Origin of the sequence: Streptomyces sp. NPDC008079, assembly GCF_042957385.1 — a bacterium.
GTDB lineage: Bacteria > Actinomycetota > Actinomycetes > Streptomycetales > Streptomycetaceae > Actinacidiphila.
Map to the genome: position 1 here is coordinate 1 of NZ_JBIBIC010000033.1, position 26,358 is coordinate 26,358.

Genomic DNA, 26,358 nt, shown 5'->3' on the forward strand with positions numbered 1-26,358 from the left:
ACACCTACAACCACCACCGCACCCACACCGCACTCGGCGGCCAGCCACCCATCACCCGCGTCAACAACCCTCCAGGTCAATACACCTAGGTCCGGGGCATCGGTGAAGTGCACGAGCCAGTAGTAGGCGCGTGTCGCTTCGGTCCAGCCCGGCCCGTCCCAGTGGTTGGTCATGACCTCCACATCGGTGAACGCGGCCCAGTCGTGTGCGGCCACCGATGCCGTACTGTCGAGGTCGGGCGGCGGGTCGGCGGGTCGGCGGGAAACGGCCGCTTGTCCGGGCGGGTCCACACGTGCTGATGTCCCTCCCTCGACCGGCTTTGCGATCATGGTGGCAGGTGTTGCGACGCCGGCGACAGCAGGGGGCGCGGACCAGGCTCTGAGGATCTCGGTGTCGTCCTGGACCGAGGGCAGTTCTGCCCAGCGGGCGGTGGCGCGGGCTGCGAGTTCGTGGGCGCGTGTGACGACGGACGGGATCGGCGGTCCGGCGGGCTGCCGGATGGCGGCGGCCCACAGTTCCATCGCGCGTTCTACGTCCCGTACGGCCAGGTAGGCAGTGGCGGCGTCGAGGCTGACGAGTGCGCGGCTCCACGGGTCTGCCGGAACCTCGGCGAATTGCCCGGCGCGGAAAAGGGCTTGCGAGCTGTCGCCGAGGGCCAGGTGGGCGGTCGCGGCGCTGGCGCGGGTACGGGTCAGGCCGTAGGGGGACAGCGAGACGCACGGCGTCATGGTGTCGGGAACATCGTGCCGTTCGGCGAGCTCCTCGGCGCGGCTGAGGACGTGGTGGACGCCGGTCCGGTCGCCCCACTGGCATGCGCCCGATACGAGAACTGGCGACCGCCGGTCCACTGGACCGCCGTCCTGATCTTCGTGGGACACGACCAACGGAAACGGCCCATTCACCCTGCCCGGAGGCCCCGTCGCCGAGAACCCGCAGCCTCAGGAATACCGCCCCCAGGGCTGCGCGCCGCCACGGCCGAAGGCCGCGAGACGCCGGAGCGGGCGCCGCCCGAAGGCCCCAGCATCGCTGACGTGGACGAACCGGCCGTCGACTGCCGACAGCTAGAGTCAGGCGCCGCGCCGACCAGCCCTGCCCGCCCGACTGCCGCCGGGTCGCGGACTACCAGAGGGAGTTTCTGACCTGCCCGTCGTGCAGGGTCACCACCTGCGTGCCCGGAGTGTGCATCCAGTCGAGGACAGCCTGGAACTCGGGCCACCGCGTGGAGGTGATCTTCCAGTGCTTGCTGATGTCGGCGCTGGTCCGGTAGCACTCGTTGAGGACGTACACCGTCCGACCCGTCAGCGCCGAGGCCGGGTCCAGCGGGTCGGCCCGCTCCGGACCCTTCGCAAGGCCGTAGGCGACCAGGAAGGACTGATGAGTGCTCCTGACGAAGCGGGCATGGCTGTCCCACAGGCGGTCGCCGACAGCGACGTTCTTGGCATCCGTGGTGACGGCGATGGTGAGCAGATGGTCCTGGGCTGTGCAGGGGTTCGGCGATACGGTGTGCCGCGCCGCTGCCTGCGGAACCGCTGCGGCCGTACCGTAGCCCAGAGCAACCACACCCCCCGCCGCCACAACCGCTCCTACGGCAGCGCACAGTGCAAGCCGCTTGCCACGCGTGAGTTGACTTGGCACAGGAACATCCCTTCGTGCGAACAGATCTCCGCGGGTCCCGGAAGCCGACTCGTAAAGCGGGCCCGGCACCACGCACCCATCCCCAGTAGGCGGCTCCCCGCGTGCCCACGCCTGCCGGACCGGTCAAACAGGTGACTACGAATCCAGCCCCCGCCACAGAACTCGCAGACTGAAGGCGGCTGGGAAAGCTTCCAGTTCCCGGGGGGTGGCCTCTTCGTCGCGCAGAGCGAGCGTGAACGGAAGATCAGCAACGGAAGATCCCACGCCCCCGGATGCCGCAAGGTGGTACCGGCTCGGATGTGGTAACGGTTCGAGCGCCCGAACCTGCGGCGAGTCAGGCGATGCACCTGCCCTGTCCCCCAGCGGAGCAGGGGGACAGGGTGTGGCCTGCGGATGGTCCGGCTGACGGATAGTCAGAGACGGTCTCGGGATGGCGGCTCGGGGACGTGGTGGAGGAGGGATGGCAGGCGGAGGAAACGAAGGGTGCGCGTCGACCGTCATGACGCCTCCGGCAGCGCCCGGGAATTCCAGACCGACCGGGATGAACTGGCGATACGCGCGTACGGCTCAATGCCTGTTGCGTTCACATTCTCCGTGTGACCGGGTATGAACGCGGTCGTTTATTGGCCGCCTGACATCGCGGCTGATGCGAGATTACAGGTGGGTTTTCGTCGGTCTCCTGGCTACGGAGAGTCGCCTTGCCCGACTGACGGCTGGATCCTCGCCCGCCGCGGCCCAGGTGCCCGGGGCACCGGCTGGGCACGGTAGCTTACCCGCGTGAGCCTCCTTGATGATGTGGCCGAGCGCGACGGCTGGCGGTGCTGGGTGTGCGACGAACCGGTCGACCCCGAGATGTCGGTGAACGACCCGCGGGGGCCCAGCGTGGACAGCCGGACCGCCGACCGGAAGGCCAAGGTCGCCGAGCGGCTGGCGCACCGCGGCTGCAACACCCGCAAGGGCGCGGTCGAGGTGGTCATCGCTTGGCCGGACCGCCTGTACGTGGTCGAACCCGCGCCGCTGATTACCGTTGCCGGAAGACTGGAGCGCAAGGGGGGCCGCGAGATGGTGGGCCGTTGTCCGACCCGGCGGGACGCCCAGGAGGCCGCGGATTGGCTGGTGGACCGGTTCTCCCGACTGGTTCCCGGGCTGCCGGTGACCGCCGAAATCGAGCCGGGCGGCGGCCAGTTCCTCGTCATCCTGGCCACCGGCCGCCGCTGACCGGGCAGTTCGCCAGCCCCCGCACGCGTCGCCCGCCTGCGCGCGAGGGGCCGGTCGGTGACCGCCTCCCCCGGCGTCCTGTCCGCCGACCCTGTCAAAGCCCAGGTGGAATATCTGACACCGCCGGCACAGAAATACCAGCAGACCGACCGCAGCATTTCGTGCCTTTAGCGGCCAGTAATCGGAGATCCAGCATTACCGCTGGCGGCATGCTATGGTTTCCCCAGTTGCAGTTGTGGTTCCCAAAGACTTCAAGTGCCTTCACTGCTGTAAGCGGTGGAAGCACTTTTGTATTTCCGGTGCATTCCGGATGGGGCAACCTCGCGGCGACGCGGAGGCCGCACAGTGCGGGCTCCGGGCACTGCCCCGAAGGAGATATGACATGGCTACTGGCACCGTGAAGTGGTTCAACGCGGAAAAGGGTTTCGGCTTCATCGAGCAGGACGGTGGCGGCGCTGACGTGTTCGCTCACTACTCGAACATCTCCGCTTCCGGCTTCCGCGAGCTGCAGGAGGGCCAGAAGGTTTCGTTCGACGTCACGCAGGGCCAGAAGGGCCCGCAGGCCGAGAACATCGTTCCCGCCTGACGCTCACGCGTAGCAGTAGGCCGGGGCCCGCACCTTGGGGTGCGGGCCCCGGCCTACTTGGTTTTCCCCCCGCCCCCGGCCGCCATGGCAGCCCGCGCGCCTTCCCGGCCGCCCGGAGGAGCACCTCTGCCGCAGCGGGGAAGTCCAGCCCCGGTCCGCCATCAACGTGTGAGTACCGCTGGTGCCCGCGGGAACGGCCGGACAGCTCGTCGAGAGCTCCAGATGGCCCGCTTCGTACATTCACTTTCATCGGTTCGTTCCTGTGCTCCCTGTGCGGCTCGTCTGCCGCCGGGGATCCCTCGACGCACCGCATCGAGGAAGGTTCTCCGTGAACCGCACTGTTCGCTCCACCGACCGCTACTCCCGCACCCGCTCCCCGGGTTCCGGCTCCGGGTCCGGCTCCGGCTCCGGCTCCGGCCGTGGTGGATACCGCGGCGGCCAGGCCCCGAGCCGTTCCGGCGGCCCTTCCCGCTCCGGCGGCTACGGCGGTCGGCGGCCCTCGGCCCCGCTGGGCGAGTTCGCCCTGCCGGTCTCCGTCACTCCGGCCCTGCCGCCGGTGGAAACCTTCGCCGAGCTCGACCTGCCCGCCGCTCTGCTGACGTCGCTGGCCACGCAGGGAATGGCCGTGCCTTTCCCGATCCAGGCCGCGACACTGCCCAACTCCCTCGCGGGACGTGACGTGTTGGGCCGCGGGCGCACCGGCTCCGGCAAGACCCTCGCCTTCGGCCTGGCCCTGCTGGCCCGTATCGTGGGTCAGCGCGCCGAGTCCCGGCAACCGCTGGCCCTGGTCCTGGTCCCGACCCGCGAACTGGCCCAGCAGGTCACCGACGCCCTCACCCCGTACGCCCGCGCGCTGCGGCTGCGGATGACCACGGTCGTCGGCGGCATGTCCATCGGCCGGCAGATCAGCGCGCTGCGCGGCGGAGCGGAAGTCGTCGTGGCGACGCCCGGACGGCTCAAGGACCTCATCGACCGCGGCGCGTGCCAACTGGGCCAGGTCGGCGTCACCGTCCTGGACGAAGCGGACCAGATGGCCGACATGGGCTTCATGCCGCAGGTCACCGCGCTGCTCGACCAGGTGCGCCCCGACGGCCAGCGGATGCTGTTCTCCGCCACCCTGGACCGCAACATCGACCTGCTGGTGCGCCGCTACCTCAACGACCCGGTGGTCCACTCCGTCGACCCGTCCGCCGGCGCGGTCACCACCATGGAGCATCACGTTCTGCACGTGCAGAACACGGACAAGCACGCCACGACGACCGAGATCGCCGCGCGCGACGGCCGGGTGCTGATGTTCCTCGACACCAAGCACGCCGTCGACAAGCTCACCGAGCACCTGCTCAAGAGCGGTGTACGGGCGGCGGCGCTGCACGGCGGGAAGTCGCAGCCGCAGCGCACCCGTACCCTCGCGCAGTTCAAGACCGGGCACGTCACGGTGCTGGTCGCCACCAACGTGGCCGCCCGCGGCATCCACGTCGACGACCTCGGCCTGGTGGTCAACGTCGACCCACCCGCCGACCACAAGGACTACCTGCACCGCGGTGGACGCACCGCCCGCGCCGGTGAGTCCGGTCGCGTCGTCACCCTGGTCCTGCCTCACCAGCGCCGCGAGATGACCCGTCTGATGACCACCGCAGGCATCACCCCGCAGACCACCCAGATCCGGTCCGGGGAAGCCGAGTTGAACCGCATCACCGGAGCCCGCACGCCTTCCGGCGTGCCCGTCACCATCACCGAGCCAGTCGCCGACCGCACCAGGCGCAGCACGTCCGCCGCCTCCGCGCGCGGCCGGCGCAGCCGCCCCGCCGCGGCCCGGCGCTCCGCCCGTCCGACCACGGCCTCGACGGAGACCCAGGGCCGCCGTACCGCGCTCAGCCCGGCGGCCTGAACGCCGCCGGACCGCACTCACCAGGGCGAACCGGCTGCTGTCCCCATCCCCCTTCATCTCCGCGAGGTCCCATGCGCTGCATCATCGCCCACTTCCCCTTCGACCTCACCAAAAGCGGCGTGCAAGCGTCCATGAAGGGCATCAAACCCGAGGTCGTCACGGGCGAGTACGTGATCATCGGCCGACGCCACTACCCCGTGAAGCAAGTGGGAGAGGTGATCACCCGCCAGGACCGCCGCGACTTCAGCGCCGCCGAGATGACCCGCGCCCTCCTCAGCCTCGGCTACACCTGCCGCAGCATCGCCCCCCACGTCCCCGCCACCGCCTCCAGTCCACTCCGGACAGCCCAGTCACTGCTCGGCATCCCCGTGACAGCCTGACCCACGGGGAGAACACGCACTCGCGGCACACCGGCGGGCGGGCTCCTGGCTCCGAGCAGCAGGCGCCCGATCCCGCCTCGCCCCAAGCGCCGATGTCACTCCTCGGCCCGCGCCAACCCGGCCAACGGCCGTGCCAGGCTTCCGATTCGAGCGGTCGCCGACCCTTGCATGTCGCGGGCGGACGCTCAGCCCGCGGTCGCCGACCCTCGCATGTCGCGGGCGGACGCTCAGCCCTCTGCCCCACCAGCCGTCGGCGGGGCAGATACCAGGGGCCTCTCGGGCGACGCCCGAGGAAGAGGGCTGCGGGCGGCCTCGCCGCAGATGCCCGCGTCCACCAGCCCGTGGGGCCGCGCCAGCCGCGTGATTGACGACTGGTTCTTCCTTTTCACCGGTGCACGGACAAGAAAATTCCACAAAGATGCGGAGTTCGCGAATCTGTTGCCGCACGCCGAGCGAGCAGGAGTTACAGAATGGCCACAGGTACTGTGAAATGGTTCAATTCAGCTAAAGGATACGGATTCATCGAGCAGTCGGGCGACGGTGAAGACGTCTTCGCGCACTACTCCAATCTCGTCAACGACGCTCTTCCTGGGCTGACCGAAGGCCAGAGGGTCCACTTCGACATCGGGCAGAACCCAAGGGGTCTGTACGCGGAGAACATCACCTGCGACTGACGCCGAGCCGCTCCCGGCCCGTCCCAGTCGGCTCGCTGTCCGGTGGCTCCGTAGCGTGGACACGGCGGTCTTCCCGGTCCGGACCCCTCCGCGATCCGACGGTCGCGGCCCGCCCCGACACACGGCTCGTCGAGCCGGACGCCCGTACCGGAAAAGACCCGCCGCTCTCGTAAGAAGTGCCGATCTTTTTCCGTACTCTTGGTCAAGCACCCGAGCACAGCGGGCCCCGTGGTCGATCACCATCTCTCCTGGCAGGCCCAAGGATTGGCCATCGCCGGGACACCACAAAAGCGGATTCGACCACCCGCGTGCAGCGAGCCACGCATCCCCGGCTTCGGCCCGGCGACCGCCCGCTCCACCACGACGCCCACCACGCCATCCGCGGCAGAGGACCGGTGGCCGGGCCCGCTGGCGGAAGGTGCACCAGCGGTGTCCGGGACGACGTCGGGTGGCGTGTGGGCGCCAGGCCGGGGATCACGCTCAGGAGCCGGCGGCTGAACGTCTTCGGCGATCATGTACACATATGAGGAGCACCTCCGCGACCCGCAGAAGCTCCCTCGCGTCAGGGACACCGGTCAGACGTCGGCCCGGTCGCCGGGTTGGGACCGGCGTAGTTGTTCGTTGATGCGCTGCGCTTCCTCGAGCTGGTCTTCGAGGATCACGATGCGGCAGGCCGCCTCCACCGGGGTGCCTTGGTCGACGAGTTCGCGGGCGCGTGCGGCGATGCGTAACTGGTAGCGGGAGTAGCGCCGGTGGCCGCCCGCGGAACGCAGCGGGGTGATCAGGCGGGCTTCGCCGATCGCGCGGAGGAAGCCCTGGGTGGTGCCGAGTATCTCGGCGGCCCGGCCCATGGTGTACGCGGGGTAGTCGTCGTCATCGAGACGCCCGTTCGTGTCGCCTGCGGCCATCGCACCTCTCTGCGGAACGCGTGGAGGGGCCCCGGTGCCATACCGGCACCGGGGCCCCGAAGGAACTGCTACACCATCTGCCGACCTGCTATTGCGTCGGCCTACTGTGTCCGCACCGCCACCAAAGGGTGAGCGGCAGGTGCGGGGATCGCGGTTGCTTGACCGGAGACCACCTCACTATCGATGTCCTGCGGTACCCGGACTCAACACTCCGCCCGGGCGATCCCGATGGCGCTCAACTCCTCCGTTCTTCCCTCTGGATCAACTGCCTGCCAAACGTGAACTGCACACTTCTCGTACTGCTGATGGCCTCTACCAGCACCACTCTTCGACAGCCAGCCCCGTCGCCCGTCCTGCGTCTTCTCTGGCTTGGAACCCCACTGCCGAACCTCCCGGTGCGCGCGCCCGCAGCCGACGCCTTCACCGAGGTACTGCTCACTGACTTCGCTGCTGGTTACCGCACACTGCACTTACCGCTGCTACCGCTGCGGTCCTTCTCACGGCGGCCCCTGATCACTGCGGGCCGCCCGGTCCGGTCGTCAGTCCCATCGCCGTCTGGCAACATCCCTGGCTTTGGAACTCCACCACCGTACCGACCTGCGTCATGTGCGTACTGCCTCCCGGCAGTTCGTCTCTGCCGGGCCCTCTGTCTCTCTGGGTACAAGAGAAACCGTACCCACGCCACCACCAAATGTCTACTCCGGCCATCACAGATTTTCAGTCACCGGGGGCCGAGGTAACCTGCCACCAACTCCGACGCCGGCCTCTTTGCTAGCCCCCACCGGGGACGGATCACCACCACCGTCCTGCGCGACGCCACCCACTGGGACGACATCGTCCAGACCCTCGGCTACGAACACCCGCGCCGACACGACCCGAGAGACGCCGGCCCGACCTGGACGGCGGACGCCGGAGTCCCCCTGCACGTCCCGCGGTTGATCGCCGTCCACGGCTCCCCGCAGACCACCCAGCGCCGCCTCCAACGCCTCATCACATGGAAACCGCTGCCGACAAGCCGAAGGGCCCGCCGACCTGGCCATATGCCAGTCCAGCGGGCCCTTCATGCACCGTCGGGACGACAGGATTTGAACCTGCGACCCCTTGACCCCCAGCGCGAAGATCAAGGGGATATCCCTACCAATCGGGATAAAATCATCGAGCTCAACGCAAACTTATGCGAGGATTGATCACCAACGGGCACAGCGAGTGGTCCCTAAGCGTTGTCCCGTAACTGCTGGCCATCGGTGAGATGATCTTGCTGTGTCTGGTGTGATCACGGCGTCGGAGCCCTCCTGGATAGCCCCGTTCGCCGGGCTGAGTCCGCGGCAGTTCAGCAAGTTGATCACTGCGCTGCGTTGAGAGGGTGCGGACCCGGTGCGCAAGGGCCGGCCCTGGAGCTTGCCGCTGGAGGACCGGGTCCTGCTGGTTGCCGCGCACTGGCGCACCAACCTCACCCTGCGTCAACTTGCCCCGTTGTTCGGGGTGTCGAAGTCCGCGGCGGACCGGATCGTCGACCACCTCGGACAGTCGCTCGCGCTCGAGCCCCGCAAGCGGTTCCGCAGGGACACCGTGCTGATCGTCGACGGCACGCTGATCCCCACCCGCGACCACAGCGTCGCCGCGCAGTCCAAGAACTACCGGTACTCCACCAACCACCAGGTCGTCATCGACGCCGACACCCGGCTCGTCGTGGCCATCGGTCGGCCCCTGCCTGGCAACCGCAACGACTGCACAGCATGGGAGGAATCCGGAGCGAAGGCTGCCGTCGGCCGCGCCACGGCCATCGCCGACGGCGGCTACCAGGGGACCGGCCTGATCATCCCGCACCGCCGAAAAGCCGGCCAGACTGAACTCCCTGCCTGGAAAGAGGAACACAACACCTCCCACCGCAAGGTCCGCGCCCGCGTCGAGCACACCTTTGCCCGCATGAAGACCTGGAAGATCCTCCGCGACTGCCGCCTCAAAGGCGACGGCGTCCACCAAGCCATGCTCGGCATCGCCCGCCTCCACAACCTCACCCTGATCGGGTGACGTAGAAGGCGACAGGTCAACAAGCACGCCGTAGATCATTTACGGGACAAGACTTAGGCGGTCCCCAGAGGTTTCTCTTCAGGCAGCGCAAGGCGTCCACTTCGCAGGGTGCCTCAATCAGTGTGATCTAACAATCGAACGCAGAAATCCACGGTCCGGAGTCCCTGCCCGTCGGCCGCCTAATCCGCCACGCGGAACAGGTCCACACCTCCCTGTGGTCCCAGCACGTCTCGCGCGAGATCAGCCCGCAGCAGTTCGCCGTGCGAAACGCTTTGGCCCGCCTTCGCGACATCGGCCGGCACACCCCGGCTGGGGAACGCCTCCCTGGACCGCTCGACCGTCACTTCCATCGTGCGGCATGGCCGCTGCGAGAGGAAGGCTGGGCAACCGTTGTGCGACCGCTGCGCATCGTCACCGACTCCGACATGGCACAGACCCCGGGGTCGAACGGAAAATAGCGCTGGGAGGTCCCGTGAAGTCCAGGAACAGATGCTCGTACGCGTCAGAGGGAGAAGCTCTGGCCGCCCCGGCTGAATCCGTTGGCTGGGGAAGCAGGGAGTGTGGTGAGGTGGTCATGTGAGTTCACGCTCGAAGCGTCGTAAGACGCGGAACACGAGGCAGCGACACGCCCGCGCAGCGCCACAGCGATTCGACGCGCACGCGCAGGCGATGGTCGCCTCCTGGGAAGCATTGATCGAGCTCATGGCGAAGCTCGGCTCTGCCGAAGACCCGGAGACGGAGATCCAGAAGGCGATCGATGACGCCACTGCACGGTTCGTCGGCGACGTCCGCAGGTTCGACCCCCTTCGTCTGATCGAGACGGCGCGTCTGGCGCTTCTGCCACTCGCATCCGATGGCGGGAGACCAATTACCGAAGCCGGTGCCGCGCAGCTTGAACTGCTCGCGCTCTTGGCCCTTGCAGCACAACCGGGGCCAGCAGGCGATCAGCACGTTTACGACGAAGTCCAGGTCCAGGAGATGAGCGCGTTCGTCTCTACGGCGAAAAAGGACGTCGAGGAACTGCTGCGGCTCGCCCAGGTACGGTCTTACTCCGTCGCGGATTCGTCGGACAAGTTGGCGCTGATTTCGTTGCTCATTCGGAGCAGCGAAGTGTGGATGCGCAACTCTTCATACCCGGAGATGGTAGAGAAGACCTATCTTGAGCTCCTCGACGGCGAGCCGTCGGTGCGCACGGCGCTGAACTCCGAGCTCGGCTTCGACGCGACCGACGCCCTGGCGGTGCTTGGGGCGTGCCACGCCCTTCAGATGGACAGCCTTAACGCACGCATCAACGCCATGAGGGACGCGATAATGTCGGCGATGACTGCCGACCAGGCCGGACAGTTGGACGATGAGCTCACCGAGCGTGCCAGGGCGGGCTTCTTGGACATGTTCGAGCCGGACACTGTCCGGGCCACCGTCGCGGTCGAGGACGTCGTCGAGCGAACCGGAATCATGGCCGAACGCGTTGCCGCTATCGTCGAACATTTCCGCCTGGATCTGGGGACCATGACGCCGATGGAGGTCCTGGACGCGTTCGCCACCGGCAGGAATCCGATGCGCATGCGACCGCTCATCGTCGCCGACAGCGGGCGCATCATGTTGGTGCACCCCGCGCTGAGCGTGTTCGCTGTCCGCGAGAGCCTCGAAGCGCATCTCAAGGCCTCTGCGGCGTGGAACAAGTACGCCAAGCATCGTGGCGATCTTCTGGAGGTCCGTACGCGCACCGCGCTCGGCCGGGTACTGCCCGGCGCCCGGTACCGGGACGGCTTCGAGTACTACGTACCCGTGGACGACGCGGAGGAGCGCGCCGGGGACCCGGCCAAGTACACCAAGCGCGTCGAGGGGGACCACCTCATCGTCCTCGACGACGTGGCAATCATCGTGGAGGACAAAGCCGTCGCCCTAAGCGCCTTGGCGCGCGGCGGGAAGACAAACCGGATCCGCACCGACCTGACCGGCATCATCACCAAGGCGGCGGAGCAGGCAGGTCGCATACGCGACGGCATCGAGCGGGACGGGGGCCTTCGCATCGAAGGCGAGGGATGGCTGGACCTCAGCGACATCCGCGAGATCCACACGATCGCCGTCAGCCTCGACGACCTCTCAACGGTCATGACCGCCACCGCCGAGTTGGTGAAGGCCGGCCTGCTCGATCTCGACAACATTCCCTGGACTGTATCGCTGCACGACCTCGAACTGATCACCGAGCTCGTCGCCCGCCCGGCCGAATTCCTCCTCTACCTTCGCCAACGCCGCAATCCCGACGTCACCACTATGTTCAGCGCACCGGACGAGATGGACCTGTTCCTGTACTTCTTCGAGGCCGGCCTATGGGTCGAGCCCGACCCGGCCAAGGTACATGCCGCCTTCCCGTTCCGCGATGAGCCGACCACCGCCGAACTACGCCGCTATCGCAGGCAACAGTCGGCGATCTTGAGCAGCCGCACAGATACGTTGGACGCCTGGTTCCATCTGCGTGAGCGCGGTGAGACAGCCGCAGCCGCTGAGGCGAAGCCGGCTATGGTGCCGTCACCCCTGGAACCGCTGATCGACGAGCTGCAATCACGCAGCACCACAGGATGGCTGAGCATTGGAGCGACGATGCTGGCGATGGAGACGAGCACACAGGACGGATTCGCCCGGCACGCTGACACTCTCCTGGACAACCCATCACCCGACGGCAAAGGGAGCAGCATCACCATCATCGTCACAGCCAGCGTCGACCCGGCCGAGGGATGGCTGTTTGTGTGGGCCACCAGCCCGGTCGGGGAAGCTACCGTCACTGCTGAGAAGCGCGCACGCGACTACCTGCGCGCCAAGAAACACCAACTCGGACTGCCGCGCGGTGTCGTGTTCATATACGACGAACCAACCCGGGACTTCATTGGGGCGGCCTACGACGGCCACGTCGGCCCCCTCGACAGCAGCCTGACAGCAACGTTGAACTCCCTCCGGCCGATCTCGGAAATGCAGCGCACCCTACACCCGAACGCCAAACATACTGTGCGGGCACGGAAGCGAATCCCCGGAAATTCCCGCTGACGGGCGGTCATTCATCGAGGAAGGCAGCTTCCAGAGTCCGTGGGTCGCGGACGCCTTCGACACGGTCCGGTTCGATGTCGCTGGTCGCCGAGTGAAGCGCTCCGGGTTCGGTATTGAGCGCTGAAGCTTAGGAGGATGCGCTCCTGCCTGCGCAGAGGAAGTACCCGGGGGAGCTGATGGAGCGGGCCATGCGGATGGTCGTTGAGAAGCGGCGACGGACGCGCTGCGGGAACGGCCTCCGATCTGCGAAAACGCTGGTCGGGACGACAGAATTTGAACCTGCGGCCCCTTGGCCCCCAGCGATACCCAACCTCATCGTTGGCCTTGCGCGGAGTCGAGTTCACGCAGGCGTTGATGGAGGGTCGGGAGAACCCACTCGTGAAGACCCTCCTGCTCGCAACGCTGCCCGCCGCTGGAGATGATGGCAGCCACAAGGTCCGCGCAGAGGTTCGGGGAAGATCCGGACAACTCAAGGGCTTCCTTGCGCCAGCGGTAAAGTTGGGCAGGTTCCTCGATGAGCTTGCTGCCGTTGGTATAGAGGTCGGCGTCCATGGCGACTGGCTGGATGGTCCGTTCGCTCTTCTCGGCGAGGTCCTTGATGATGTTCACGCCTGGTGGGTCGAGGTCGGTCCAGGCGGTTAGCGGAATGTGCTCCGATGCGCGTTGGCGGAGGAAGTACGCCAACGCGTTCGACGCGAAGCCGCCGGTCCAGATGCACAGCCACTCGGTCGGGACTCTGGTTCGAGTCGCGACGGCTTCGAACGTCTCCTGGTTCTCGATCAGCAGGATGCCGACCGCTTGGAGGTCGAGTCATCCTTGGTCGGCAGCGGCGCGGCCAGGGAGTTCGATGAAGGGTTCGGCCTTCGCGAGGTCGGCGACGAGGCCCTGGCGATGCCACTCGGCAGGACCGGTCATGCGCAGACCGGTGTCGGTGGTGTAGGCGGCATGGGAGAAAGGCATGCCGATGACAGCGGCGAAGGCAAGCTTGGACGCGTCGGTCCACTGCTTGCTTCCTCCCAGAGCCTGGGTGGCAAGTTCACGCTCGCTGCACTTCCAGTTCCGGGCGGCGGCCTGGTGCCAGTGGGCTGCTGCCCGGCTGGCAGATACGTAGGTCTCCCAATGCCTCGTCCCCGTACGGCTGCCTGAGGGGGCGAGCCTTCGGCCGTCATCAGGCGCCAAGGTGGCGAGGAGATCGCGCTCATCGGTGAGTGCCGGCACGGTGTTCAGGAGAGCCAGGATCTCGGCGCGCTCCTGCCGGACTCGACACCGCTTGACGATGGCTGCATGGCGCTTCCTACCCCGATGTGTGATGAGCGGACCGCCCGTACCGATGAGGAGCATCCGCAACGACATCTGATGTCGGCGGATCCGGAGTGCTGCCTCCGCGCGGAGCAAATGGACTGTGTCTCCCATGACCGCCCGGCTTCCGAAAAGATCAATGAGGTCGGCTCGCTGACGCGGGGACATAGGGAAGCGTAGAGGGAGCAATAGTCAAGACTTGTGGGTGGGGCTCTCCGACTCGGATGCGGTGATCTCGTCGGTCGCGAGCCGGGCTTCTTCGCGCAGCTCCGGGTCGGGGTGGTCGAGGAACGGCTCGATCAGCGGCCGGGCCCGCGGGTTGTGGGTGGCTCCCAGGATGTAGATCGTGTGGGCGAGGGGTTCAGGTTCCATCGTCGACAGAGCGGCCGCCAGCGGTTCGACGAGGTCCAGGGGCAGGTGGTGATGGTTGAACGCCTCGCTGATCGAGTTCAGAGCGGACTCGCGGACCCTGGCCACCGGTTCGTTGACGGCCAGGCTGACCAGGCGGGCGACGACCAGGCGGGCGGTGTCCGTGTCGAGTGCGGTGCCGCGCAGGAGGTCCCCGAGACCGCCAGCGGCGACATCCCGGCGGCTCGGATCGTGGTCGGTCAGCCCTTCGAGTGCCGCGAACATGTCGTTCATGCCGCCACCTCGGACCGCTCGACCAGGACGCCGTTCTCGAAGCGTGCGCCGGCGCGGACCAGGGGCACGAGGTGGGCGCCGGTGATCGCGCGCCATCGCGCCTGGGCGGACTCGACGAGCTTGAACACCATCGCGAGCGCGGCCGCCGGGCTGCCGGCACCGCGTGTGACCTTGGTTCGGAGCTTGACGGTGGAGAATGTCGACTCGATGGGGTTCGTGGTCCGCAAGTGGATCCAGTGTTCGGCCGGGAATTCGTAGAACGCGAGGAGTTCGTCCCGGTCTTCGGTGATCTTCGCGACGGCCTTGGGGAACTTCGCGCCGTAGGTCTTCGTGAACGCCTCGATCGCCTTCTCGGCGTGGCCGCGGTCCTCCGCGTTGTAGATCTCCTGCATCGCCTTCACCGCGCCGGGTTGCGCGGACTTGGGCAGGCAGTTGGTGACGTTGCGGGATTTGTGAACCCAGCACCTCTTCGACCTGGCGGCTGGGAACATCTCGGCGAGCGCCCGCCAAAGGCCCATCGCGCCGTCGCCGATCACCAGCTCGGGGTCGCGCATGCCGCGTCGGCGGCAGTCCCGCAGCAGGTCGGCCCACGACTCGGTGGACTCCCGCAGGCCCTCGGCCAGGGCGATGAGCTCCTTGGTACCGTCCAACCGGACGCCGAGCAGGACCAGGACACACGAGTGCGCCTGCCCGAGCCGGACCTTCGGGTGCACGCCGTCGGCCCACACGTAGACGAAGTCCCGGTCGGACAGGTCCCGGGTCTGGAAGACAGCGTGGTCGTCGCTCCACTGCCTGGTCAGCCGGGTGATGGTGGCCGGCGACAGGCCTGCGGCGTCGCCGAGAAACTGCTCCAGGGCGGGGACGAAGTCCCCGGAGGACAGTCCGTGCAGGTAGAGCAGCGGCAGCACCTCGGAGATCTTCGAGGACTTGCGGCACCACGGCGCGAGGATCTTCGAGGAGAACCGCTTGCGCTCGCCCGTGGCATCGTCGACGCGTCGGTCATCGACCCGCGGGGCCCTGACCTCAACCGGGCCGGCAGCGGTCACCACGGTGCGGGGCCGGTGGTGGCCGTTGCGGACCACCAGACGGTGCCCGCGCTCGTCGGTATCGGCAGTCAACTCGGCTATGTACTGGTTGACTTCCGCCTCCAGCGCGGCGGCCAACATCCGCCGGGCGCCCTCGCGGACGATCTCGTCGATCAGGGAGCCGGTCTCGGTGGAACCATCGGCATTCACTACGCTGAGCAAGGGCGTACCTTCCCGACCTGCGCTGCAACGCGGGTCTACTCGGTGACTTCTCGATCATCACCCTGGAAGGTACGCCCTTCACGTGCCCCCAGGAGCTGATCCACAAGTCCTGAGCATTGCTCCGGCATGTTCAACAATCCGCACTACGCCGCCCGCTGGGACGCCAAGCGCCAGGGGTACGCCCAGCACGGGATCCTTCCCGGCCCCGGCGGCGGCCCCTCCGTAATCCTGCTGGTCACCGACGACCGCGACGGAGTCTACGAGCCCGCCTGGGAGGCGGAGTTCAAGGCGCTCTAACGGAGCCAGTGCCCTCCACAACACCCGTCGCCGACCCCGGTCCTGACCCGGCTGATCGAGCTCAAAGCCACTTCGGGCCAATTGGATCTGTCCTTCGTACCAGCCCGCGCCGCAGACTGCCGCTGGTGATGTCGAAGAAGCTACGCGGGAGAGTGCAGGCATGACAGGGAGTTCCCTGAGCCACCAGTTCGGCGGGCATCCGCACGGGTCCGGTAACAGGCAGCCTCGTGTCGCCATCATGGATGTGGGGTTGGGCATGTTGGCCACAGCCGCAGCGGTTCGACGATTGCGTCCTGATGCCGATCTGGTGCTGGCTACCGATCCGGATGGCATGCCCTGGGGGGTGCGCTCCCCGGAGGATCTGCGAGGGCGGGCGCTGATGGTGGCTGAGTCGGCCTTTGCCTATGAACCGGACTTGTTGATCGTTGCCTGCAACACGGCGACTCTGCATGCTCTGCCTGCTATCAAGGAATACCTCGAGCCGAGAACGCGCGTGGTGGGGACGTTGCCCCCAGTCGAGGCCGCAGCCGCAGCGGGTGGTCCGCTGGCGGTGTGGGGCACCGCAACGGGGATCGGCAGCCCGCAACTGCGAGACCTCATAGAACAGTTCGCGGCAGGCTTATCGGTGACGCAGGTCGCATGCCATGGTCTGTCAGATGCGATCGAACGCGCAGACAGCGCAGCCTTGGCAGATGCCATCGCCACCGCTGTGGAACGTACTCCGGTCGATGTTCAGGCGGTTGCGCTCGCATGCACGCACTACGAACTGGTCGCTCCCCAGATCCACGCAGCTTTGCAGGCCGCAGGCAGAAGCGCGCCCGTTCTCCATGGTTCGGCGGCCCAGTTGGCTAACCAGGCCCTTGTTCTGTTGGGACTTCAGCCGGACCCAGGTGTGCCAACGACCGGGAGTCTGACGGTCTTGCGCAGTGGCCGGACGGAGTCTCTTCCCCAGGCTGCAGGCGCATACCTGGAGGGCCGCGTTTTGCAGTCATTCCCCGCTGTGGACACAGGCGTGGCCTGACGAGCCGTAGCTGCTGCGCCGGAGCCCCTTTTCCACAACTGGTCAGTTGATCCTGCTGGAGTTGGTGTGAAGCTTGCAGAGCAGGTGAGCGAACACGAGGGCGTACGTTCTGACAGCTATCGCTGGGTGGTTCTCGCGATTGCTACGTTCACCCAGGCTTGTGCTTGCTTCTTCGTCCAGGGCATCGGGTCGATCACCGTCGTCCTGCAGCGTGATCTGCATCTGAACACGACGCAGATCGGGCTGCTGGTGACTTCCGCGCAGCTGATTCCACTGGCGGGACTGCTGGTGGCGGGCGAGCTGCTGGACCGCTATCCCGAACGGTGGGTAGTGGGCGGAGGCAGTGTCATCGTGGCCCTTGGACTTTTGGCTGCGGGCTTGGCGCCCAGGTATGGGTGGCTGCTGGTGTTCTTGCTGATAGTGGGAGCGGGTTACAGCACTGCTCAACCAGGGGGGAGCAAGTCGGTGGCGTCGTGGTTCGCTCCCTCGCAGCGCGGGTTCGCGATGGGCATCCGTCAGGCCGGCTTGCCTTTGGGCGGTGCGCTGGCGGCGGCGACTCTCCCATGGCTGGCGAACTCTTACGGCTGGCGGGCCCCGCTGGTGGGCTCAGGAGCGCTGGCACTGGTCGGCGGTGCAGTCTTCATGGGGTTCTACCGCTCACCCGCTGTTTCCTCGACGCCCTCAAAGGACGGTCGCTCGGTTCGTGCGCAGGTCGCGGCGCGTTTGGACGTGGCCCGCACACCGGAGATGGTCACCATCATGCTGTCCGGAGTGGCCATGACGTCGGTGCAGTACGGGCTGCTGCTGCTGACGGAGCTTTACTTGCATGCAACGGCATCGGTGACCGCAGGCGGTGCTGCTTCCTATCTGTTAGTGGCCCTCAGCTTCGGTGTCGTCGGGCGGATCACGCTGGCAGCCTGGAGCGATCGCTCCTCCAGCCGGTCCGTACCCGTCCTGACGTGTATGAGTTGCGCGATCGCTGGTCTGGTGGTCCTGGCATGGGTGCCGTTGCATTCCGGGCTCGTGATCGGTTGCCTGATGGCCTGGCTCGGGTTCTTCGGGTTCGGCTGGTACGGGCCTTGGGTGGCCTACGTGGCGGACTGCGCACCCCCGGGCAAGTCCGGCTTCGCGCTGGGGTGGGCGATGGCGGTCAACCAGATTGCCGTGATCCTGGTGGCGCCGGCCCTTGGGTTGGTGAGAGACACAACCGGGAGTTTCACTCCCGACTGGACCGCCCTGTCCCTGCTCGCTCTTACTGCCCTGGGCGCGATCGGCTGGAAGAGCCGAACCCGCAGACCCGCCTGATCGGCTTCAGCGGTCTCACACATCGCCGAGGAACCCGTACGCCTGTGCGCCTGCCGTTGCCATCCAGGGCCCTCTGGAGGGAAGTTGACTGACCGAAACCGCCCGCCGTCCACCGCAGGTACCAAACGGAGCCTGGGGAGCAAGCAACTTTCTGCCCTGCTCCCGCAGTCCTCTGAGCGCGAACTCTCCTATCGGATGCTGGCCGATGCCATCGGCCGGCTCATCCTGGACGGACAGATCGCCCTGCGGGTCCGACTGCCGTCAGAACGCGGTCTCGCGGTTGTCCTCGGTATAAGCCGCACCACTGTCACAGCTGCCTACAACCGCCTGCGGGAGGCCGGGTTCGCGCACAGTCAGCGCGGCTCGGGTACGTGGACAGCCCTGCCCAGTGGCCGGACGCTGGCAAATATCGCCCGCACCGTCGCAATCGACGGTGCCACGATCGATCTCGCTCGCGCCGCGCCAGGTCTATCGGATGATGTCATTGCCCAGGCTCTGATCGCGGTGACACCGGATCTGGCCGCCCACGCCCGCACCCCGGGCTATCACCCGCACGGCCTGCTCGAACTCCGCGAAGCCATCGCCGCGCACTACACCGTGCGAGGTCTTGCCACCACCCCCGAGCAGATCCTTGTCACCAGCGGCGCTCAGCATGCACTCACCCTTGTCCTCTCGCTCCTCTGCGGTCCAGGCGACCGCGTTCTCATCGAAACTCCTTCCTACCCCAACGCACTTGAGGCCCTGCGCCGGCACCGGTTGCGCCCGGTGTCGGTGCCGGTCGGCGACCATGGTTGGGATACCGGTGTCCTGGACGCCACGCTGCGACAAAGCGTCCCCCATCTGGCTTACCTGATCCCCGATTTCCACAACCCCACGGGCCTGTTAATGCCCGACGCGACACGCGCCCATCTCCTGCACGTTGCGCAGCACACCGGCACCTGGCTCGTCATCGACGAAACCCTGGCCGAAGTCGCCCTCGATGTTCCGCCGCCCGTACCGTTCGCGTCGCACGCTCCCCCTCGCGATGCTTCACGCGTCATCACTCTCGGGTCGATGAGCAAGACCTATTGGGGCGGGCTGCGCATCGGCTGGCTGCGTGCCCCCTCCGACCTGGTCGACGAACTCGCCTCGGAAAGGATCGCCAATGATCTCGGCGGTTCTGTCCTCGACCAGCTCATGGCCCTGCATCTGCTCAAACAGGCAAGAACACTGCTGCCGCCCCGCTTGGAGCAACTCCGCCTCCAACGAGACGCCCTGAACGCCGCACTCGCCACGCACCTGCCCGAGTGGTCCTGGCATCTTCCCCCAGGCGGCCTGTCCCTATGGGTAGACCTCGGCCATCCGATTGCCAGCACCATCGCCGGACAAGCCCGCGACCGCGGCATCCGCATCGAGAGCGGCTCCTGTTTCTCCATCGACCCTGGTGTTTGCGAAACCCGTCTGCGTATTCCCTACGCCCTGTCCCCTGCTGTATTGAACGATGCGGCCGAACGCCTTGGTGCAGCAGTCGCAGAGGGCGGTACCAACCCGCCGCCGCGCCGCCGACCGCAATGGATTGCCTGAAGGCATGAATGGTCCCCAGCAGTCCGCTGACCCGGCTGCTGGGGTGAGGTGCGCAGGTAGGCGTGGCCGCGCTCGGCGTAATGAAGCGGATAGGTTCCCAGCGACTATCGCGGCACGTGATCAGACGGTTGTTGCGGTGAGCCCGCTGGTGACCGCCGGTCCGGGTCCTGCGGAGCGGTAACTGGGTTCGGTGACGAAGTGAGGCAAGGGTTTCCGTGCTGCAGACCGACAGGAGCCGCGCCTTGGGGGCAGGTGGGGCGGCCGTACGCGTTGCGGACATGTCCGGCCGGCAGCCGTCGCAGAAGCACAAGGCTCGGCGTAGCCGGTGGTGAGGTCGCCTTCGAAGTGCCTGGGATCCTGGATCGGCTGCTTCCACTGACCGCTGTCTGGTCAGCGTGCCGCGGCCGACGAGTACGAGTGGGGCAGTTCCTGATTCTTACGGGCCGGCGGCTACGCCGGGAGCGAGTTGCTGGGCCGCTAACCAGATCTAGCGCGGTGGCGGTCGGCCGCACGGGCGCGGGGACCGACATGATCTGCCGATGTTTGTTCAACTGCCGCGATACGCAGTTGAACAAACCGCTGTCAGGCACCAGCCATGGTTGATCGTGGATCGGGCACCGGTCATGCTGTTCTTCCAGTCTCTTCTGGAATCGCACATCGAAGAGAACCGAATCGAACACTAGACGAATTTTTATGAGGCATCCCCGAAATGACAATTCTTGGCATATCGCACATAGAGCTGTACACACAAAGGGCTTCTACCAATATCGCCTTTTTGATGTCCCGCCTCGGGTTCACACGGGTCGCTGACGTGGTTGAGGTCGACGGGAGCTCCGTTCTTCTCAGACGCGGCCAGGCCCATGTGATCGTGACTTCAGGCTGGGCGGCAGCTCAACCGGCGCGTCAGCCCGGTCCGGTGGTGGCGGGCATCGCCCTGCAGTGTGAAGACGTACACGAAACTGCCAGCGCAGCTGCCGCTTGCGGTGCCATGGTCGAATCGGGTTCACGTGGTCAGGTCATCGTGCGGACGGGCGGGATACATCACACACTCACGCTGGAAGGCCCTGAGGCAGCCCTCTCCCTGGGTCAGCGCAACTGGATACCGCATCCCCACGCCGTGGAGCAGGCGGCCCAGGCCCACATAGGCGGTATAGAACTGGATCTCGGCGGGGATGAGTTCGATATTTACTCCGCCCTGTGCGAGAAAGCCTTCACCATGACGAAAATTGACTCGCCTATCAATGGTTACCGAAGGCTCCGCTTTTACACCAGCGGAGCGGACCAGATCGAGTTCACTGTCACAGACCGCCGTTCATCGGCAGCGGGATCCAGTTCCGGCGTGACGGGGATATATTTCCTCTCCGGAGGAACATCTCCGGGAATCCAGGAAGACAGCAGGCAGGGGCTGTTGTTCGTTTCCGGTTCCATGGTGCTGGCACCAACAGTCAGCAACTGCGCGGCTGTGCTGAATTCAATGCAGAAGTGAGCGCTTCAACGTCCCGTATGCGGGTGGAGGCGGCTGTCGCAATTAACGTTAAGCGGTTGGTCTGGACTGTACCGGCGGAGGATCCGCCAGAATTTCGGCCATGCCGGGCAACGTGGCGAGGCTGGGCAGTGGACAGGGACTTCACGCTGAGATGCGCCAGGCGCACACGCTTCCGGTGCAAGGCCAGCCACGTTTGGCTCAGTTTTTCCGTCATCACCCTTGTAACGGGGAATGAGTTCTGGCCTGCCGCGGCCCCCTTCCCTCCCGTGCGGGTCCCCACATCCAAGCCTGTGCAACGGTCCTTCTCAGCCAGTCCGGACCGGCCTGTGCGGGATTCCGGGCCGGTTTTAGCCCGGCTGGCAACCATCGCCGCATGACTGGCTGTTAGCAGCTCTAGACAGATGGCAACGATGGCACGACCATGAATGCTGCGCACATCGACTGACGTATGCCCTAGACGTATTCACAGTAAGCCGGATGCAACCGCCGAGAACGCACGTGGGCTGCCGGGACAGCCGGACCGCTCGGTGCAATGCCGTCGGAGCCGACTGACACTTGTTGTGTTCCTGTCGCGAGCAGCAAAACATGTCCTATTTGTGAAAAATGACCCCAAGGGGGAAGGATGTCTCAACCTGATGTTGAGACAGACGTTCCAGCACCACAGTTCGGACCAGCAGCGCGAAGAAGACCGGCCAGCAAATCCACATTGCCGACTGGCAGAGCACCGACAGCTTTCGTACCGGTCACGTCAGTTCTGCCCGGGGAGTCACCACGCTTGCGGGGGATCGACCAGGAGCACCTCAACAGGCTGGTGGAAGTGGAGGAACCTTTCCCTCCTATCGTGGTGCATCGGGTGGGCATGCAAGTGATTGACGGCATGCACCGTCTCCTGGCGGCCGTTGCGAAGGGCCTTGACGTCATCGAGGTGGAGTTCTTCGACGGGTCACCAGAAGACGCCTTCCTGCGTGCGGTCGAGAACAACGTCGCGCACGGCCTCCCCCTCTCACTCGCGGACCGGCGGGCGGCCGCAGCTCGGATCATCGCCTCCCACCCCCAGATGTCGGACCGTGCTGTCGCGGCGGCCTCCGGGCTCGGCGCGAAGTCGGTTGCCGCGATCCGCCGGCGCTTACCTGCCCCTGGACAGCCGCTGAACGCACGCGTCGGGCGCGACGGCCGGATGCGCCCCGTGAACAGCACTCAAGGACGGCTGCGCGCCGCTCAGGTACTCAAGGAAAAGCCCGACGCCCCGGTACGTGAGCTGGCACGGATTGCCGGCATTTCTCCTACGACAGCAAGCGACGTGCGCCGCCGCGTCCGAGCTGGCGAAGTGCCTGTCCCGGAGAGACAACCGCCCACCCCTGCGCAGCCGGATCCGATGCCGCCATCTGAAGGCGGGGCTCCTTCCGCGGATGAGCCCAGCAGTCTTGTGCTCGAAAAACTTCTGCGTGACCCGTCGCTGCGCATGAGAGAGGAAGGCCGGCATCTGCTGCGCCTCCTGCACGAAAACGAGGCCGCCGAGTGGCTTGACCTCGGCGCCGCTGTGCCGTCCCACTGCACGCACCTGGTACGCGATCTGGCACGCCATTACGCAGCCAACTGGCTCGAATTCGCGCAGTACGTCGAAGAGCGTGAGGGATTTTCCCCTAGACAGTCGGGGTGAGCGCTGTCCAGGTCCTTACCATGCCTGCACATGCTGAATCCATCGTTCCGGTAACAGGCAGGACCCTCCCGTCCACACTAGGCCGTTTCCCCGCCCCTGGCATCGATTCCCGATACCAGGGGCTTTGTTCACCCCGGACGGAAAGTGATGTGTTGACAGACATCATTGGTGAGGCGAAAGCTGGCACAGTCCGTTTGACCGCGAAGAACACCACCCCAGGAGCCACGTGTGATCAATCCGGATTTCTCACTCAGTCAGGATGACATCGAGAGTTTCAACGAAAGCGGATTCCTGAAGCTCAAGAGTATATTCACGGGCGCCTTGATCGAACACATGAAGAACTTGAGTGGCTCCCAGGTGGCACCGCCGTCGGACAACTACGGCACCGGATTCAGCAAGCTCAAGTACGACATCGGCAACGACGACCCCACGATTCTGGCTCTCATGAGCGACCCCGTCCTCGCGCAGACGATGATGACGCTCACCGGTACCCCGTTGTTCTTCACGCAGGGTCTCGGATTCGAGTTGGAGAAGAACAAGAGCACAGGATTTCCCTGGCATGTCGGCACGCAGAGCTTCGGGTTCCAGCGCAGGGAGGATCCAGGATTCACGATCTGGACCCCGCTGTGCCATATCGACCCACGGGGTCAGCGGGGTGGAATGGCGTATGTTTCGAAGCGAGTGCTTTCCGGCGAATTCGTCTACCAGCACATCAACATGCTGCCGGAATTCATGATTTCGGAGCTGTCGGCGGGTCACGATCTATCCTACGAGGATTTCAGTCGACTCAAGAACAGTCTGCTGAATTCGCCCGATATGGGGCGTCTACTGAACCGCTTCGCGGTCGAGGACGCCTTCGAACCCGGTGACGCCCTTGTCTTCGACAAGTACGTCCTGCACCGCAGCGTCCAACTCGGCGAAGGCCCTATTCCCTCTCGGCTTGCCTACGCGCTGCGCTTCTCCTCGATCGACGCCCGTTACGACAAGGCCCGGGTGGATGCGCTCGCGTTCCCCCGGGAGACCTTCAACTACGACGTGGGCAGCCCCTTCAACGATCACGTGGGCGAGAAGGACGGCGAGGACGTCTACCAGAGCTCGTACTTCCACGACACCCGCGAAGCACGCACCCTCGGCCGGCAGTCGGCTTTGGGCTGAGTGCACCGTCAAACAGCGGAAGGAAACACCGTGATTCCCCAGAACAGGCCGATCGTCCGTCGGCTGGCTCAGACCTTCGCCGGCGAAGTTCAGCAGCCGCCCATCACCTCCGAGAGCATCCGCGAGCTCGGCCGCGCCGTCTACGAGGCGTACCTCGACCACAAGGTTCTCGTATTCCGTGGCCAGGACATCTCGCCCCACACGTTTGCGGAGTTCGGAACCATCTTCGGGCGTCCCGAAGAGCATCACGTCGTCAAGTTGCGCCATCCTGACGAGCCGACGCTCTCGTTCATCTCCAACCAGAACGAGCCCGGCCGACCCGAGGAGATGAAGTACTCAGGGCAGGGATGGCACTCGGACTACTCGTACAAACTGGTGCCGGGCAACGCCACCATGCTGCACGGCATCGAAATCCCGCAGGAGGGAGGAGACACCCTCTTCGCAGATGGCGAAGCCGCCTTCGCCTCCCTGCCCGAGGAGCGGAAGGCCTATCTGAGGACCCTTCGCGTGCGTCACCAATACCGGTGGTCCCCGAACCGTGAGGACCCGTGGGCACGCTGGAAGTACATCGGGGAGGAGGAGCGCAAGCAGACCCCGGAGGTCACTCATCCGCTGGTCCGCCGACACCCGGACACGGGGCGCGAGACGCTATTCATCCAACCGCGCATCATCGGAAGCGTCGTTGGCCTCGATGGCTTCGACGAAAGTGAGAGTACAGCTCTGATCGAAGAGCTGATCTCGCACATCACAAGCACTCCGTTCGTCTACCGCCACCAGTGGGATCCGCTCGACGTTGTCGTGTGGGACAACCGATGTGTCCTGCACTCGGCGACGACGAAGGAGCTCGGCGGCCAGCACATTAGGCGACTGCTGCGTCTGACCACCCATGGCTCGTCCGTGACGCCCTCGGTGCCGGACGTGGGCTACAGCCGGCTGTCTGCCTCGAAGTGACACCACCGCCGTAGTCGGGGCGCTTCCAATCCCGCCGGATACGCCCCGGCACGGAAAGTCCAGTGAAGGCCCGCCGATCCGTTAGCGAGTGACCATGGCCCCCGGGATCCCTGTGACCTGCTCAAGCGATGAACTCTTCTCCCGCACACTTCGAATCCTCGCGGACCTGGTCCGTTTCGACACGACCAGCCACAAGTCGAACGTAAGCATCATCAGTTACGTCAAAGACCTGCTCACAAGCTGCGGGGTCGACAGCCAACTGCACTGGAACACCAGGCACGACAAGGCCAGTCTTATAGCGACTGCGGGCCGAGGCGGAGTCCGCGAACGCGGCATCCTCTGGTCCGCTCACACCGATGTGGTCCCGGTCGACGGACAGATCTGGACGTCCGATCCCTTCACGTTGAGAGTGACTGACAAGCTGGCCGTCGGCCGGGGCACCGCGGACATGAAAGGCTTCATCGCCTGCTGCCTGGCCATCCTCTCGGCGGCAGCCATCGATTCCCTCACCCGCCCCATCACCTTGGTCCTCACCTACGACGAGGAGGTGGGGTGTGTAGGGGCCCGCCAGCTCGTCCCCGAGCTCCGAAAGCGGTCCGAGCAAGCGATCGGCTGCATCGTCGGTGAACCCACCGGGCTCACCGTGGTGGTGGGACACAAAGGCAAGCAGAACCACCGAGTGCGTTTCACCGGCGAAGCAAAACACGCCGCCCTCGCCCCAGAGGCAGCGAATCCCATCACTACAGCATCCGCGCTTGCCATCCATGCCAGCTCTCTCAACCAGCGGTTCCGGTCCCAGGGCCCGCACGACGAGCGCTTCGGCATCCCCTACTCATGGATCAACCTCGGACGGGTTGAAGGCGGAGTCAAACCCAACATCGTCCCCGCCGTCTGCACAATGGAGCTTGAGGTGCGGGCTCTGCCCGAGCAAGGCTGCGACGACATCTCCAGCCAACTGCGGCTCTACGCCGACGGCACCCTGCTCAACCAGATGCAGGCACACACCGCCTCGGCAACCATTGAGTGGGAGCAACTGTCAGACACCCCCTGGTTCGCAATCGATGAGAATCACCCATTCGTCGAGATGGTCACTGCAACCCTCTCGAAACCGACGCCCCCGGAATACGTCGCATTCGGAACGGAAGCAGGACTCTTCTGGGGACACGCCGGAATCCCGACAGTCGTATGGGGGCCGGGCTCCATCGCTCAGGCCCACGCCCCCAATGAGGCTGTCTCTTTGGACCAGCTCAGCACATGCCTGTCCTCCTTGCAGAAGCTGCCGCTCGCCTCAACGTCCCAGACATCGCTGTAACGGTCCGTGATGTCGCTCCTTCACGAACGGGCCGATGGCACACACGAGCTCACGG

General features: G+C 65.9%; 20 protein-coding genes and 3 pseudogenes. 16 read left to right on the forward strand and 7 right to left on the reverse strand.

Going from position 1 to position 26,358, the window contains the following annotated elements:
- Positions 1-878: pseudogene (locus ACFZAM_RS36380) on the reverse strand (hypothetical protein); the annotation flags it as partial.
- Positions 879-1,119: 241 nt separating this feature from the next.
- On the reverse strand, positions 1,120-1,560 hold the full coding sequence (locus ACFZAM_RS36385; RefSeq protein WP_391052696.1) for a hypothetical protein: 441 nt from the start codon (positions 1,558-1,560) through the stop codon (positions 1,120-1,122).
- Between the two features lie 852 nt (positions 1,561-2,412).
- Here ACFZAM_RS36385 and ACFZAM_RS36390 point away from each other — a divergent pair.
- From ACFZAM_RS36390 to ACFZAM_RS36410, 5 genes are all read left to right on the forward strand, one after another.
- Positions 2,413-2,853, forward strand: coding sequence for a hypothetical protein (locus tag ACFZAM_RS36390; protein WP_355342716.1), 441 nt, complete (start codon positions 2,413-2,415; stop codon positions 2,851-2,853).
- Between the two features lie 382 nt (positions 2,854-3,235).
- Positions 3,236-3,439 carry a cold-shock protein gene (locus tag ACFZAM_RS36395; RefSeq protein ID WP_311297653.1) on the forward strand — a complete coding sequence of 68 codons (204 nt, stop codon included), beginning with the start codon at positions 3,236-3,238 and terminating at the stop codon, positions 3,437-3,439.
- A 328-nt stretch (positions 3,440-3,767) separates the two neighbouring features.
- Positions 3,768-5,327: a DEAD/DEAH box helicase gene (locus ACFZAM_RS36400; protein ID WP_391052700.1), complete on the forward strand. Its 1,560-nt coding sequence runs from the start codon at positions 3,768-3,770 to the stop codon at positions 5,325-5,327.
- Between the two features lie 71 nt (positions 5,328-5,398).
- Positions 5,399-5,707, forward strand: coding sequence for an SCO5918 family protein (locus ACFZAM_RS36405; protein WP_391052702.1), 309 nt, complete (start codon positions 5,399-5,401; stop codon positions 5,705-5,707).
- 470 nt (positions 5,708-6,177) lie between these two features.
- Positions 6,178-6,381, forward strand: coding sequence for a cold-shock protein (locus tag ACFZAM_RS36410; protein ID WP_355342726.1), 204 nt, complete (start codon positions 6,178-6,180; stop codon positions 6,379-6,381).
- A 575-nt stretch (positions 6,382-6,956) separates the two neighbouring features.
- Here ACFZAM_RS36410 and ACFZAM_RS36415 read toward each other — a convergent pair.
- Positions 6,957-7,289 (reverse strand): MerR family transcriptional regulator, encoded by a 333-nt coding sequence (locus ACFZAM_RS36415; RefSeq protein ID WP_391052706.1) that lies wholly within the window; start codon positions 7,287-7,289, stop codon positions 6,957-6,959.
- Positions 7,290-8,549: 1,260 nt separating this feature from the next.
- Here ACFZAM_RS36415 and ACFZAM_RS36420 point away from each other — a divergent pair.
- A pseudogene (locus tag ACFZAM_RS36420) lies at positions 8,550-9,320 on the forward strand (transposase).
- A 576-nt stretch (positions 9,321-9,896) separates the two neighbouring features.
- Complete coding sequence (locus ACFZAM_RS36425) at positions 9,897-12,365, forward strand: preprotein translocase subunit SecA (protein WP_391052708.1); 2,469 nt, start codon at positions 9,897-9,899, stop codon at positions 12,363-12,365.
- Between the two features lie 312 nt (positions 12,366-12,677).
- Here the strand turns inward: ACFZAM_RS36425 and ACFZAM_RS36430 are convergent.
- The 4 genes and pseudogenes from ACFZAM_RS36430 to ACFZAM_RS36445 all read right to left on the reverse strand — a co-directional run.
- A pseudogene (locus ACFZAM_RS36430) lies at positions 12,678-13,160 on the reverse strand (Wadjet anti-phage system protein JetD domain-containing protein); the annotation flags it as partial.
- 15 nt (positions 13,161-13,175) lie between these two features.
- Positions 13,176-13,706 carry a hypothetical protein gene (locus tag ACFZAM_RS36435; RefSeq protein WP_391052711.1) on the reverse strand — a complete coding sequence of 177 codons (531 nt, stop codon included), beginning with the start codon at positions 13,704-13,706 and terminating at the stop codon, positions 13,176-13,178.
- 150 nt (positions 13,707-13,856) lie between these two features.
- Positions 13,857-14,306 (reverse strand): HEAT repeat domain-containing protein, encoded by a 450-nt coding sequence (locus tag ACFZAM_RS36440; RefSeq protein WP_391052713.1) that lies wholly within the window; start codon positions 14,304-14,306, stop codon positions 13,857-13,859.
- The gene (locus ACFZAM_RS36445) at positions 14,303-15,553 is read right to left on the reverse strand and encodes an IS256 family transposase (protein WP_391052716.1); all 1,251 of its coding nucleotides are present in this window, start codon (positions 15,551-15,553) and stop codon (positions 14,303-14,305) included. Before ACFZAM_RS36445 ends, ACFZAM_RS36440 begins: the two co-directional genes overlap by 4 nt.
- 126 nt (positions 15,554-15,679) lie before the next feature.
- On the opposite strand from ACFZAM_RS36445, the gene ACFZAM_RS36450 reads away from it, so the two are divergent.
- From ACFZAM_RS36450 to argE, 9 genes are all read left to right on the forward strand, one after another.
- Positions 15,680-15,850 carry a hypothetical protein gene (locus ACFZAM_RS36450; RefSeq protein WP_355342777.1) on the forward strand — a complete coding sequence of 57 codons (171 nt, stop codon included), beginning with the start codon at positions 15,680-15,682 and terminating at the stop codon, positions 15,848-15,850.
- A 160-nt stretch (positions 15,851-16,010) separates the two neighbouring features.
- A complete protein-coding gene (locus ACFZAM_RS36455) occupies positions 16,011-16,871 on the forward strand; it encodes an aspartate/glutamate racemase family protein (protein ID WP_355342780.1) in 861 nt (286 codons plus the stop codon).
- A gap of 66 nt (positions 16,872-16,937) precedes the next feature.
- Positions 16,938-18,176 carry an MFS transporter gene (locus ACFZAM_RS36460; protein ID WP_391052720.1) on the forward strand — a complete coding sequence of 413 codons (1,239 nt, stop codon included), beginning with the start codon at positions 16,938-16,940 and terminating at the stop codon, positions 18,174-18,176.
- A 195-nt stretch (positions 18,177-18,371) separates the two neighbouring features.
- Positions 18,372-19,739 (forward strand): aminotransferase class I/II-fold pyridoxal phosphate-dependent enzyme, encoded by a 1,368-nt coding sequence (locus ACFZAM_RS36465; protein ID WP_391052723.1) that lies wholly within the window; start codon positions 18,372-18,374, stop codon positions 19,737-19,739.
- Positions 19,740-20,448: 709 nt separating this feature from the next.
- A complete protein-coding gene (locus tag ACFZAM_RS36470) occupies positions 20,449-21,225 on the forward strand; it encodes a VOC family protein (RefSeq protein WP_355342788.1) in 777 nt (258 codons plus the stop codon).
- A 775-nt stretch (positions 21,226-22,000) separates the two neighbouring features.
- Entirely contained in the window at positions 22,001-22,885 is an 885-nt protein-coding gene (locus ACFZAM_RS36475) for a transcriptional regulator (RefSeq protein ID WP_391052725.1), read from the forward strand.
- Positions 22,886-23,113: 228 nt separating this feature from the next.
- Positions 23,114-24,040 (forward strand): hypothetical protein, encoded by a 927-nt coding sequence (locus tag ACFZAM_RS36480; RefSeq protein WP_391052728.1) that lies wholly within the window; start codon positions 23,114-23,116, stop codon positions 24,038-24,040.
- A 30-nt stretch (positions 24,041-24,070) separates the two neighbouring features.
- On the forward strand, positions 24,071-24,991 hold the full coding sequence (locus tag ACFZAM_RS36485; RefSeq protein ID WP_391052731.1) for a TauD/TfdA family dioxygenase: 921 nt from the start codon (positions 24,071-24,073) through the stop codon (positions 24,989-24,991).
- Positions 24,992-25,085: 94 nt separating this feature from the next.
- Positions 25,086-26,303 carry an acetylornithine deacetylase gene (gene argE, locus ACFZAM_RS36490; RefSeq protein WP_391052734.1) on the forward strand — a complete coding sequence of 406 codons (1,218 nt, stop codon included), beginning with the start codon at positions 25,086-25,088 and terminating at the stop codon, positions 26,301-26,303.
- The last annotated feature ends 55 nt before the right edge of the window (positions 26,304-26,358 follow it).